Origin of the sequence: Streptomyces sp. NPDC058401, assembly GCF_042722885.1 — a bacterium.
Taxonomy (GTDB): domain Bacteria; phylum Actinomycetota; class Actinomycetes; order Streptomycetales; family Streptomycetaceae; genus Streptomyces.
Map to the genome: position 1 here is coordinate 1 of NZ_JBHXKA010000185.1, position 12,240 is coordinate 12,240.

Genomic DNA, 12,240 nt, shown 5'->3' on the forward strand with positions numbered 1-12,240 from the left:
GGAGCACACCCCGCCGGCGGCCCGACCCGACCCGGCCGTCAAGGTCCGGTCAGGGATTCGCGGGGCGGGTCGAACGGGCGTGGGCGGCCTCGAAGCGGTGGAAGGCCGCTTCCTGTCGCCACTCGACCCGGGCCTTCAGATCGCGGTCCAGGAACCCGGCGCAGCGGTCGCCCGGCCGGTCGTTGCCCTGGCGTTCCCCGGCACAGGGTCCGGTCGGCTTGTAGCCGGTGCGGACGTCGCGGTTCCACAGGCCGCGGCCGGGCAGGAAGGAGTATTCCAGGGACGCACGGGCCAGGTCCCTCAGTTCGGGGTAGCCCAGACCGTACATCTCGGCGGCACGACGGTACTCGTCGGTGATCTCGATGCGGGAGACGCCCGGGTCGTCCGTGGCGAGGACGACCGGCACGCCGTAGCGCCGGTAGGTCGCGAAGGGGTGTGCGTCACCGGAGACGCGCAGGATCTGCTCGTTGCTGTGGAAGGGGACCTCGACCGCGATGCGGCGCTCGGCCATGTAGCGCATGAGGGATTCCCAGCGGTCCTCGTGCAGGACGGACACACCGTGCCCGATCCGCTCGGCGCGCCCCGTCTGGGCGGCCTCGCGGATGTGGAAGGTGAGGTCCTCCGGCTTGACCAGGCCCGGTACGAGCTCGCCGGCGTGCAGGGTGATGTGCGCCTTCGGGTACTGGGTCTTGAGGTAGTTCAGCATCCGCATGTGGAGGCGGTAGTCGCGCAGCGCGACCTCGCCGTCCTCCGGCTGTACGAGGTTCACGGCGACGAAGCGCGGGTCCCGCTCCGCCAGCCGCATGCCGAGCGCCATCTGCGTGAACACCCGCTCGGGGCTGCCGAGCCGGGCGACCTGGGAGATCCACCGGTACGGCAGTGAACAGGCCCGGTCGGGCCGCGGGGTGTCACAGTGGGCGGCTGCCTTGAACTCCGTGTCGGTGGCGTCGGCGTCGGCTCGGGCCTGGCGCACGACCGTGTCGAGACCCCCGCCCGCGAGGAGCTCGTCGTGCATGCGGTCGAGGTCGGCGTCGTAGCCGACCCGGTCGGCGAGGCTCCGGGCCCGGTCCGACGCCGGGGAGATCATGGTCTCCAGGTAGAACTGGTTCTGCCGTGCAGCGGTGTTGGCCACCTCCGCGAGCAACCGGCCGGGATGGCGCCAGGTCACCTCGCCGAACTTGCCGAAGGTGGCGAAGAAGTGGTCGTGGCCGTTGCCGTCGGCCGGAAAGTCCTGCATCGACCAGGCGCGGATCACCTGCCCGCGGAACGCCTCGTCGGTGACGGCGTCCGCGGCGGGGCGGGTCCCCGGTCCGCACGGCGGCGGGAGCGCGGTGGTCGTGTCCGTACTGATGCACAGGCCGTCCCCGGCGGCGAGTTCGATCAGGAATTCGGTGCTGACCGCGCCGGACAGGTGGTTGTGCAGGTCACCTCCCTTGGGAAGGTCGGTGAAGAAGTCCCCCGGCCGCTGCGGGGCAGGGGCCGGACGCGCGTCGGGCGGAGAGGCGGGCGCTGCGTACGCGGGAGTGCCGGCGAGCAGAACCAGGGCGGAGACGCCCCGATCAAGTGGGCAGGAATCACCGCCACATCGTGGTGAACGGCGCCGCCTCACGAAGGCTTGACTTGCCGAACACCGCCGAGCGTCACCCGACAGACTCCCCACAGGATCGTTCCTCCTTGTCGGGGCCGCAGCCGAATGCGCCGGGCGGGCGTCCGCCGGGCGCATTCGGCTGTCAGCATCGTCGCGTCGAAGGGTAGGAGGGTTGCACGGACCGTCTTTCACCTTCACGTGCGAGTCGTACCCCCACACCGGTGCCGACCGCTTGCCCCTGCCCCTGATCCCAGAGCACACCGGAGAAGCCCGATGACCTTGCCCCCGAACCTCGTCTATGCCCGCGAACCCCTGCCGGCCACCGGGCCCAGCGTCTTCCTCGCCGGCCCCACCCCGCGTTCCGACAGCCCCGCTCCCTCCTGGCGGCCCGACGCCATCGGCGAGCTTGCCGCCCAATGGACCGGCCGAAAGCAACTGACCGTCCTCACCCCGGAATCCAGGGGCGGTTTCCGGGCCGCCGACTACGATGATCAGGTCGACTGGGAGACCGAAGCGCGCCGACGAGCGGACGCGATCCTCTTCTGGATCCCCCGGGACCTCGTGTCCCTGCCCGGCTTCACCACCAACGTCGAGTTCGGCCTCGACGTCACCACGGGCAGAGCGGTCCTCGGCTGCCCGCCCAACTGCCCCAACCCCGAACGCAACCGCTACCTGATCTACGTCGCCCGCCTGCACGGCGTGCCGGTGTCGCAGACCCTGTACGACACGGTGGCCGCCGCCCTCACCGTCGTCACGGCCGGCCCCCAGTAGGCCGGCCCGAGGAACCGGCGGGCCGGACAACGAGTCACGTGCCTCCTCTCAGGGCTCTCAGTCCAGGTGGAACACCTCCGTCAGCGGTGCCATCGCCTGGTCGGCCGGAGTGCCGTCCAGGTGCTGGAAGTAGCGGGACATCTCGGCCTGCCAGCGGGCGTTGACCTCGGTGGCGGACATCGCCTCGCGGGCGCGGTCGAAGTCCTCGGTCTCCAGGTAACCGACGAGCAGGCCGTCCGGGCGCAGGAACAGGGAGTAGTTGGTCCAGCCGGTGGCCCGGAGGGCATCGAGCATCTCCGGCCACACCTTGGCGTGACGCTCGCGGTACTCGTCGGCGAGTTCGGCCCTCACCTGGAGCAGGAAGCAGATCCGGTGCTTCGTCATGAGACACCGATCCCCGCCAGCTGCATGTAGTACACGCCGAACTGGTCGGCGGTGAGCGTGGTGCCGTTGACCTTCACGTACCGGGCGGTGGTGGCGGCGAAGGCGAAGGAGAGACCGCCGGCTCCGGGGCGCGGGTACGAGCTCTTCGACACCACGGTGGTCCAGTTCGTGCCGTCGGTCGAGAGCTGGACGGTGAAGGCCGACGGGAAGCCGCGCCCGGTGTTCGGGATGTCGTCGCGGGGGTACAGCGTGACCTGACTGACCCGTGACGGGCCGCCGAGGTCCACCCGCGCCCACTGCGTGGTGTTCGGGGAGCCGGCCCCGGCGCTGCTCCAGCCCGAGGAGTTCCACAGGTCCGTGTGACGGGTCCCGTTGGTGAGGTTGGCGGTCAGCCAGCCCTCGTTGGGGTACTCGACCGAGCTGGAGGTGGTCGCCGTACGGCCCAGTGCCAGATCTCCGCCGACGGCCTCGATCTCCGCGAACTGCATCCGGTAACTACCGAACTGATCCGTGCTCAGGCTGGTCCCCGTCACCTTCACGTAGCGCGCGTTGACCGTCGCGAACGGGAAGGTCCGCGCCGTGGCGCCGGGCCTCGGGTACCCGGTCCGGGTGCTGACCGTGGTCCAGTTCGTGCCGTCTGTGGAGGTCTGGATGGTGAAGTCGACCGGGAAGCCCTGACCGGCGCTGGCTCCGTCGCTGCGCGGGTAGAGGTCCACCCGACTCACCGGCCGGTTCGAGCCCAGGTCAAGCCGCACCCACTCGGTGTGGTTGGTGGCGGTACTGCCGGAACTGCTCCACCCCGCAGCGTTCGGCGCCGACGGCCGCTGACCGTCGACCACCGAGCGGGTACCCCAGCCGTCGGCCTCGTACGAGCTGGAGGCGGTGACGGCGGCACTCTCCGCCGGGGCGAGAGAGCTCGGCATGATCCGGGCGTTCCAGAAGTTCGCGCTGGCGCCGCCGGTGACCAGACCCACGTCGCCCGCGGTGAACGCCGCGTCGGTGACGGTCAGCACCGGCGCCTGCCCGGTCCCCGAGTACACCTTCAGCGTGTTCCCGCGCGCCACTACGCGCAGGCGGGTGCGCTGTCCCGGCACGTAGCCGGGCACGGACGCCTGGCCGATCCTTGTGCCGCTGCGGTAGACGAACACCTGGCCGTTGTCCCGCTGGGCGATCAGGTAGCCGGAGTCCAGGTCTGTGCCGTTGGCCGAACGCACCATCAGACCGGCCCAGTTGGTGTTTCCGCCGGACGAGCTCACTCCGGTGATCTGCAGGTCCACGCCGACCGAGACGTCGGTGTAGCCCCGGCCGCGCAGGTAGGAGACGTGCCCCCAGTTCGCCGACGCGTCGGACTGCGTGTACCGGGCGCCACTGGTCGACCAGGTCCCCCGGGTGTGGGTCCAGAAGTGGTCGCCGCCGCTGAAGTCGTCCGTGAACGGAAGCGCCAGGTCACCGGAGGCCGCGGCCAGTTCGTCGAGGAGCTGCTTGTGCCGGCCCTCGACGCTCCACCCGGAGGTGTCGTACGCCGTCGGGTTGGTGATCAGCGTCTCGGCCAGGGTGCGTGCCGCCTGCGGCTTGACCTCGGCCAGCTGCTGCAGCAGTTCGAAGTCCTGCAGGCCCGCGGTCTGGGCCTCGCTGCGCAGGCTGTCGTAGATTCCGTAGGTGGCCTTGTTCGGATAGACCAGCCAACTATCGCCGGTCTGCGGGGTGTTGAAGGTGTCAGCGGCCGGGTACGGCTCGCTGAAGCCGTCGTGCCAGTAGTTCCAGCCCCAGTGCAGGTAGCCTTCGCCGCCGATCTTCCAGGTCAGCCAGGGCAGGAGCCTGGTCCCGCTGAGGTAGTTGCTGGTGAAGCGGTTCATGTACGAGCCCTGCGGGAGGATGCAGCTGTACAGCCACAGCTCCTTCCCGCTGATCCGGTAGCTCTGATAGAGCGCGACGTTCGCGTCGTAGTTCGACGAGAGCGGGGTCTGCGTCGACAGATGAGCCGCGTCCCCGGTGAAGGTGGTCAGCTGCGCCTCGTTGGTACGCGGGTTCGGGAAGTACTGCTCGTAGAGGGTGTAGAGCCAGTTGGCGGCCGTGGCCTGCTGCGTGGTGGTGGGCTCGTCCAGGGCGCTCATGTAGAACTTGTTCGTCCAGCCCTTGGCATCCAGGTGCGCCTTCAGTGCCGGGAAGAGCTGCTTCAACCAGTTGTTGGTGTCCGGGCAGCCGTTGGCCGGAGCGGAGTCGGGCCGGCAGAGGGCGTGCTTGACCGCGCCGCTGACGCCGTTGACCGGGACCAGGGTGTCGAGGTTCGGACCGGAGGCGGGCGGCTCCAGCAGGGTCGGGGTGTAGAGGTACTGCATGGCCCCGGCGCTGACGAAGAGGTTGACGAACCGGTCGAAGGTGGCCCAGCCGAAGGTGAAGCGGCCCGCGGCGTCGACGGTGGTGTCCGGGATCAGCAGGGCCACCGCGTCTGCGTAGATCACGTTGTTGCGGTGCCGCGCCATGTTCGCCGCGATGTTGGCCTCGACGGTCCACCAGTCGGCGTCGTACATCTGCACGCCGTACACGTTCGGGATCGACGCCTCGGTGCCCGCGTAGTCCCAGCCCGCCGAGGAGAACCAGTTGTTCATCTTGAACGTGGACTGCGAGGTCGGCGGGATCGTGGCGCTGTACACGGTCACCGACACCGGCACCGTGACGGCACCCAGGCTGCTGTTCACCCTGGCGCTGCCGGTGTAGACGCCCGGCGCCTGACCGGCCGGCACGTAGACCTGGTAGTACGAGGCGTACGTGGTGTTCGCGGCCACCGACCGCGGACTGTTGTTCATCAGCGCGTCGTAGTAGGCGATCCCGCCGTCGGGCGGGGTCTGGACGTTGCCGACCTTCTGGATGTTCGGGTGGTTGTACTCGTAGCGCGTGGTGATGTTCGCGGCGGGAATGGACGCGCCTCCGGGGCCGGTCAGCGCCCCGGAGGTGACGGACACCCCGGTCTGCGCCGAACCGGACCGCACCAGGATCTGCGCCCCCTCGTAGGCGTTGCGGGCCGCGTACAGCTCGATCCCGGTCGGCGCCCAGCCCGGCGGGGTGGTCGAGGTGAAGGGCCGGTCGGTGGCGTCCAGGACCCACACCGTCGGCCCGCCGGCAGCGCCGGCCCGAGGCCCGGCGAGGACGGTCAGCGGCACTGCGGACAGTGACAGTGCCAGGCACACCAGGAGACGCAGGGATCTACGGCGACGCGTGCGCATGGAAACCCTCCGAACACTGAGAAATGGCTTCGAGAGCCGAACAGGGCCTTTTCCTAAACCTGTTCAGGCCGCCCGCAATTGTTTTACGGCGCGACTTCCGGTCGACGCGTGGCCTCGCTGTTCGGAGTCCTGGTGATGGCGTGCGGGCAGCTCACAGCAGTGACAGCGAAGTCGGGGATGACACGAAGGGGAGCCGCTGGTCGCGCGGTCACATAGGGAATATGTGCACCCGGCCACCTGGCGGCCAGCACGTTTCCCTTCGGTAAAGGGAGTATTTCCAAATTGACGATCCACAACCATGCGGGCTTGAGCAATATTTGACCGACCGTCACAGTCAGGTACGACGGGAGGTGACACCGCGTCCCTGCCGTGCGGCTCAGGTCAGACGAGCCCCACGCGGGCGGCGCCGGCGTCCCACGCGCGGAGGTCTCCGGCGGGCTCGTAGTGCCGCAGGCGCTGGGTGCGGGCGACCAGCCGGCGCATGGCGCCGCGGTCCTCTACCAGGCCGTGGGTGCGGGCCTGGACGAGGATGTTGCCGATGGCGGTGGCCTCGGCGGGGCCGGCGATGACGGGCAGGCCGGTGGCGTCGGCGGTGAGCCGGCACAGCAGGGCGTTGCGGCTGCCGCCGCCGACGAGATGCACGGCGCGGATCGTGCGGCCGGTCAACTGCGCGACCTGGAACAGGGTGTGACGGTGTGCCAGGGCCGGGCTCTCCAGGATGCAGCGGACGACGGCGCCCTGGTCCTCGGGCAGGTGCCGGCCGGTGCGGGCGCAGTGCTCGGCGAGGCGGGCCGGCAGGTCGCCGGGGGCGAGGAACTCGGGGGCGCCGGGGTCGACGAGCGCCGCGAACGGGCGGGCGGCGGCGGCGCGTTCGAGCAGCTCGGGCAGGTGGTGCCCCTCGCCACGGGCGCGCCAGGTGCGGCGGCTCTCGCTGAGCAGCCACAGGCCCATGATGTTGCGCAGGTAGCGGACGGTGCCGTCGCTCCCGAGTTCGTTGGTGAAGTTGGCGGCGCGGGAGGCGTTGGTGAGGACGGGCGCGTCGAGTTCGAGGCCGCCGAGCGACCCGGTGCCGCAGGAGATGTAGGCGAAGTCCTCGGCTTCGGCGGGGACGGCGGCGACCGCGGAGGCGGTGTCGTGGGAGGCGACCGCGACCACGGGGGTGTCGAAGCGCAGGCCGGTGGCGGCGGCGACGTGCGGAAGGACGGTGCCGGCGTGGTCGCGGGGGCGGCGCAGTGCGGGCAGGATGGCCGGGTCCAGGCCGAGCGCGGCGAGGACCGGGGCGGACCAGGCGCCGGTACGGGTGTCGTACAGGACCGTCGTGGAGGCATTGGTGACCTCGGCGCCGAGGGTGCCGGTGAGCCAGTGGGTGATCAGGTCGGGCAGCAGGAGCAGGGTGCGGGCGCGGTCGAGGTGCTTCTCGGCGGCGAGCTGGAAGACCGTGTTGAACGGCAGGTGCTGAAGGCCGGTGATCCGGTACAGCTCACGGGCCGGGAGGCGGACCCGGACGGCCTCGACGGCGGCGGCGCCGCGCGGGTCGCGGTAGTGGAACGGGTTGCCGAGGAGCGCGCCGTCGGCATCGAGGAGCCCGTGGTCGACGGCCCAGCTGTCGATGCCGACGGAGGCGAGGTCCCAGCGCGCGGCGGCCTCGCGGAAGCCGTCCAGGACGCCTTGGTAGAGGCCGAGGGCGTTCCAGTGCAACCCGTCAGGGAGTTGGACGCGAGTGTTGTCGAAGCGGTGGGTCTCGGTGAGGTCGAGGCGGTCGCGGCCGACCCGGCCGACGAGCACCCGCCCGCTGGTGGCGCCGAGGTCCGCCGCGGCGAAGGCGGCCGGGGCGTGCGGGATGCGGGGCGTCACGGCCACCTCAGCGCAGGAAGGCCGCGGCGACGCCGGCGTCGACGGGGATGTGGAGGCCGGTGGTGTGGGTGAGGTCGCCGCCGGTGAGGGCGAAGACGGCGGCGGCGACGTGCTCGGGCAGCACCTCGCGCTTGAGCAGGGTGCGCTGGGCGTAGAACGCGCCGAGCTGCTCCTCCGCGATGCCGTAGGTGGCGGCGCGCCGGGCGCCCCAGCCGCCGGCGAGGATGCCCGAGCCGCGGACCACGCCGTCCGGGTTGACGCCGTTGACGCGGATTCCGTGTTCGCCCAACTCGACTGCGAGAGGACGGACTTGGTGGGCCTGGTCGGCCTTGGTGGCGGAGTGCGCGATGTTGTCGGGGCCTGCGAAGACCGCGTTCTTCGAGGCGATGTAGACGAGGTCGCCGCCCAGGCCCTGCCGGATCATGGTGCGGGCGGCCTCCCGGGAGAAGAGGAAGGAGCCGCGGGCCATGATGGCGTGCTGCAGGTCCCAGTCATCGGCGGTGGTCTCCAGCAGCGGCTTGGAGATGGAGATGCCCGCGTTGTTGACCATCAGGTCGACACCGCCGAAGGCGAGGACCGCGGTGCGGAACGCCTCGGCGATCTGCTCCTCCGAGGTGACGTCGACGGTGACTGCCACGGCCCGGTCGGGCCGCCGAGTTCGTCGGCGACGGCGCGGGCGGTGGCGGTGTTGACTTCGGCGACGACCACGCAGGCGCCCTCGGCGGCCAGGCGGTGCGCGATGGCCTTGCCGATGCTGCCGAGACCGACCGCGGTGTTCTGCGCGAACGATCTGCTGGCCCTCGGGATGCTGCAGGCCGCGTTCGCCGCGGGCCTGCGGGTACCCGAGGACCTCGCGATCGTCGGCTACGACGACATCGAGTTCGCCGCGGCAGCCGCGGTACCGCTGACCTCGGCGCGCCGGCCCGCGGAGGCGATGGGGCGGACGGTGGCCGAGATGCTCGTCGGGGAGACCGGCCCGGGCGGCGCGGCCCACCGGCACCGGCACGTCGTGTTCGAGCCGGAGCTGGTGGTGCGGCGTTCGACGCTGGTCGTGCCGCCGCCCGGCTGAGCGGCGTGGGCACGAGGATGCCGTGGAATCCCACCGGCGCGCTCAGGACCCGCGCCGCGCGCGGCTCGCGTTGCCGGGGGCGCATGGTCGGCGTTGACTGGGTAGGCGGGGGGAGACTTTCCGGCGCCCGCCGGAAGGTGATCATCCAACCTCTGGGGAGGACGCCCCGTGACGCAGGACGCGCAGCAGACCCCGTACACGACGAACAACGTCGGAATCCCGGTGGAGAGCGACGAGCACTCGCTCACCGTGGGACCGGACGGCCCGATCCTCCTCCAGGACCACTACCTGATCGAGAAGATGGCCCAGTTCAACCGCGAACGGGTACCCGAACGGGTGGTGCACGCGAAGGGCGCCGGGGCGTACGGCGTCTTCCAGGTGACGAACGACGTCAGCGCCTTCACCAAGGCCGACGTCTTCCAGCCAGGTCGCCGCACGGAGATGCTGGCCCGCTTCTCGACCGTCGCGGGCGAGCAGGGCTCCCCGGACACCTGGCGGGACCCGCGCGGATTCGCACTGAAGTTCTACACCGAACACGGGAACTACGACCTGGTCGGCAACAACACCCCGGTCTTCTTCGTGCGCGACCCGAGCAAGTTCCAGGACTTCATCCGCTCGCAGAAGCGCCGCCCCGACAACGGGCTGCGCGACCACGACATGCAGTGGGACTTCTGGACCCTGTCGCCCGAGTCCGCGCACCAGGTCACCCTGCTGATGGGCGACCGCGGCATCCCCAAGAGCTACCGGCACATGAACGGCTACGGCTCCCACACCTTCCTGTGGGTCAACGGCGCCGGCGAGAAGTCCTGGGTGAAGTACCACTTCCACACGGACCAGGGCATCGACTTCCTCACCCAGGCCGACGCCGACCGGATCGCCGGCGAGGACCCCGACTACCACCGCCGCGACCTGACCGACGCGATCGCCGGCGGCGAGCCCCCGAGCTGGACGCTGTTCGTGCAGGTGATGCCCTTCGAGGACGCGCCCGGCTACCGGTTCAACCCGTTCGACCTGACCAAGGTGTGGCCGCACGCGGACTACCCGCTGATCGAGGTCGGGCGGATGACCCTCGACAAGAACCCGGACGACTACTTCGTCCACATCGAGCAGGCCGCCTTCGAGCCCTCGAACCTGGTGCCGGGCATCGGGCCGTCACCGGACAAGATGCTCCTCGGGCGGCTCTTCTCCTACCCGGACGCGCACCGCTACCGGGTCGGCGCGAACTACACCCAGCTGCCCCCCAACCGGGCCCGCTCGCTGGTGTCCTCGTACGCGAAGGACGGCGCGATGCGCTTCGAGGCATCGAACGCGGCCCGGCCGTACGCGCCCAACTCCTACGGCGGCCCGGCCGCCGACACCGCCCGCTTCGGCGAGCCCGCGGGCTGGGCCTCGGCGGGCGAGATGGTCCGGGAGGCGTACGCGCTGCGCAGCCAGGACGACGACTGGGGCCAGCCGGGCACGCTGGTGCGCGAGGTGATGGACGACGCCGCGCGCGAGCGGCTCGTGTCCAACGTCGCCGGACACCTGGCGGACGGCGTCAGCAAGCCCGTCCTGGAACGGGCCCTCCAGTACTGGCGCTCCATCGACCAGGGGGTCGGCGACAAGATCGCCGCACACTTCTGAGGCGCAGCCTTGCGAGGAGCGGCGTACGGCCGAGGGCCCGAACCCCACGGGGTTCGGGCCCTCGGCGGCGTCCGGTGCGGTCAGCGGTTGACGACGGCCTTGCCACGGCGGCCGAGCCGGGCCCGGAGCCGGGCCAGCCGGGGGTGGCGGGCACGGCGTTCGTGGGCGTGGCGGTCCAGCTCCTCCAGGAGGCGCGCGGAGCGCTTCTCGACGCTCAGTTCGTCCAGGACCCGGTCGGCCTCGGCGAGGAGCGCCCCGTAGAGCTGCCACTCGGCGGGATGGCGGTCGATCTGTCCGGGCAGCAGGCCGGCGAGCCGGCCGCGGCTGGTCCGGGCGGTTTCGAGCTCCTCGATGAGTCTGCCCTCGGCCTCCTCGGCGTTGGAGGTCACCTGGGCCGTGATCAGTTGCGCGAAGGACTCGACGGCCGCGGCGGTGTGCCCGTACAGGTCCCGGAGGGCGGCGGCCACCGGTGGCGGGAAGGCCGGTTCGTCGCCGTGCGCCTTCGCGAGGTCGGTGAGCGTACGGCAGGACACGCGCAACACCACCGCGCAGATCTCCAGGGTGTCGAGGCCGGTGCGCAGGACGAGGCCGAAGAGGACGCCTTCGCGCACGCGGGGGTTCAGGCGCAGACTGTCCTCGGCCTGCCGCAGGGCGGCGTCGACTTCGGAGATGTCGTTGTCGAGCCGACGGGCCTCGTGCAGCCGGGCCGCCGCCTTCTCCACGGTGGTGGCGTTCCCGGACTCGCTGCCGATGTGCACGAGCAGCGTCCCGATGCGGGCGGCGAGGTCGGTGATCGCGTCACTGGCCGGCCGGATCCAGACGGGCGGCACGAACAGGACGTTGAAGCCGAGGCCCACCGCGGCGCCGATCAGGGTCTCCAGGACCCGGTCCCAGGCGGTGTCCGCGACCTGGGTCACCCCGAGGACGAGCATGGCGCTGATGGCGACTTCGGGGACGAACTCGCCGGCCCGCACGACGCGTCCCACGACGAGCGAGGCGAGGATGATCAGGCCGAGGCTCCACCAGGTCAGACCGACCAGGGCGCTGAACCCGATGGCTATCAGGACCCCGGCGACGACTGCGTTGACGCGCCGGACGCCGGTGGTGAGCGTCGAGTAGAGCGTCACCTGGACCACGAGAAGCGCCGTCAGCGGCGCGGTGAGCGGCGCCGGTTCGCTGCTGAGGCGGAGCGCGACGACGTAGGAGACGACGGCCGCCGCGGTCGAGCGGACGGCCTGGACGACGGCGGGCTCCCTGTGCCGTCGGACGAGTTCCAGAAGGGGGGCAAGTGCGTCTGACATGTACGGCCCCTGCCCCCTCATCAGGGAAACATCACCCCCTACCGGCCCCTACCGGTCACGGTCGTCGGGGTGCCGGTGGGCCCAGGGGTGCCGCAGCCGGATCCAGACGTCCCGGGCCTGGCGCCCGGCCGCGGTGCGACTGCGGGCCACGAGGCGCTCCGCCTCGCCCGACGTCTCGACCATGGGGCCGGAGCCGCGCAGGGGTTTGCCCGCCGTCTCGTGCAGGAAGAGCGTGGAGACGAAGCCGATCACACCGGCGACCATCAGGTAGTAGGCCGGGACCATGTCGTTGCCCGTGGCCTCGACGAGCGCCGAGGTGAACAGCGGGGTCGTGCCGCCGAACAGCGAGACGGAGATGTTGAACGCGATCGACAGGGCCCCGTACCGCAGGCGGGTGGGGAAGAGCGCCGGCAGGGTGGAGGCCGC

The 12,240-nt window shown here is 71.0% G+C and carries 8 protein-coding genes and 2 pseudogenes; 3 read left to right on the forward strand and 7 right to left on the reverse strand.

Annotation, left to right across the window (positions count from 1 at the left end):
* Positions 1–49: 49 nt before the first annotated feature.
* Positions 50–1,723, reverse strand: a complete 1,674-nt coding sequence (locus ACFWNV_RS36780) for an adenosine deaminase (protein ID WP_383955736.1) — start codon at positions 1,721–1,723, stop codon at positions 50–52.
* A gap of 138 nt (positions 1,724–1,861) precedes the next feature.
* On the opposite strand from ACFWNV_RS36780, the gene ACFWNV_RS36785 reads away from it, so the two are divergent.
* Positions 1,862–2,359 carry a nucleoside 2-deoxyribosyltransferase domain-containing protein gene (locus tag ACFWNV_RS36785; protein WP_383955739.1) on the forward strand — a complete coding sequence of 166 codons (498 nt, stop codon included), beginning with the start codon at positions 1,862–1,864 and terminating at the stop codon, positions 2,357–2,359.
* A 57-nt stretch (positions 2,360–2,416) separates the two neighbouring features.
* Here ACFWNV_RS36785 and ACFWNV_RS36790 read toward each other — a convergent pair whose 3' ends face one another.
* From ACFWNV_RS36790 to ACFWNV_RS36805, 4 genes and pseudogenes are all read right to left on the reverse strand, one after another.
* Positions 2,417–2,743, reverse strand: coding sequence for an L-rhamnose mutarotase (locus ACFWNV_RS36790; protein ID WP_383955742.1), 327 nt, complete (start codon positions 2,741–2,743; stop codon positions 2,417–2,419).
* Positions 2,740–5,967 carry a discoidin domain-containing protein gene (locus ACFWNV_RS36795; protein ID WP_383955745.1) on the reverse strand — a complete coding sequence of 1,076 codons (3,228 nt, stop codon included), beginning with the start codon at positions 5,965–5,967 and terminating at the stop codon, positions 2,740–2,742. Before ACFWNV_RS36795 ends, ACFWNV_RS36790 begins: the two co-directional genes overlap by 4 nt.
* Positions 5,968–6,348: 381 nt before the next feature.
* Complete coding sequence (locus tag ACFWNV_RS36800; RefSeq protein ID WP_383955748.1) at positions 6,349–7,827, reverse strand: rhamnulokinase family protein; 1,479 nt, start codon at positions 7,825–7,827, stop codon at positions 6,349–6,351.
* 1 nt (position 7,828) lies between these two features.
* Positions 7,829–8,589: pseudogene (locus ACFWNV_RS36805) on the reverse strand (SDR family oxidoreductase); the annotation flags it as partial.
* Between ACFWNV_RS36805 and ACFWNV_RS36810 the strand changes: the two are divergent.
* Together ACFWNV_RS36810 and ACFWNV_RS36815 are read left to right on the forward strand one after the other, a co-directional pair.
* Positions 8,558–8,890, forward strand: a pseudogene (locus ACFWNV_RS36810) (substrate-binding domain-containing protein); the annotation flags it as partial. The pseudogenes ACFWNV_RS36805 and ACFWNV_RS36810 overlap by 32 nt on opposite strands.
* A 168-nt stretch (positions 8,891–9,058) precedes the next feature.
* Positions 9,059–10,513 (forward strand): catalase, encoded by a 1,455-nt coding sequence (locus ACFWNV_RS36815; RefSeq protein WP_383955751.1) that lies wholly within the window; start codon positions 9,059–9,061, stop codon positions 10,511–10,513.
* 80 nt (positions 10,514–10,593) lie between these two features.
* Here ACFWNV_RS36815 and ACFWNV_RS36820 read toward each other — a convergent pair whose 3' ends face one another.
* Positions 10,594–11,814 carry an aromatic acid exporter family protein gene (locus ACFWNV_RS36820; RefSeq protein ID WP_383955753.1) on the reverse strand — a complete coding sequence of 407 codons (1,221 nt, stop codon included), beginning with the start codon at positions 11,812–11,814 and terminating at the stop codon, positions 10,594–10,596.
* Positions 11,815–11,862: 48 nt separating this feature from the next.
* The coding region (locus ACFWNV_RS36825) for an MFS transporter (protein ID WP_383955756.1) at positions 11,863–12,240 on the reverse strand (378 nt) is incomplete at its 5' end.

Excerpts from the sequence above, each read along its gene's own strand:
- ACFWNV_RS36780 (WP_383955736.1), bottom strand. The coding sequence starts at position 1,723 with ATGCGCCCGGCGGACGCCCGCCCGGCGCATTCGGCTGCGGCCCCGACA.
- ACFWNV_RS36785 (WP_383955739.1), top strand. The coding sequence starts at position 1,862 with ATGACCTTGCCCCCGAACCTCGTCTATGCCCGCGAACCCCTGCCGGCC.
- ACFWNV_RS36820 (WP_383955753.1), bottom strand. The coding sequence starts at position 11,814 with ATGTCAGACGCACTTGCCCCCCTTCTGGAACTCGTCCGACGGCACAGG.
- ACFWNV_RS36795 (WP_383955745.1), bottom strand. The coding sequence starts at position 5,967 with ATGCGCACGCGTCGCCGTAGATCCCTGCGTCTCCTGGTGTGCCTGGCA.
- ACFWNV_RS36790 (WP_383955742.1), bottom strand. The coding sequence starts at position 2,743 with ATGACGAAGCACCGGATCTGCTTCCTGCTCCAGGTGAGGGCCGAACTC.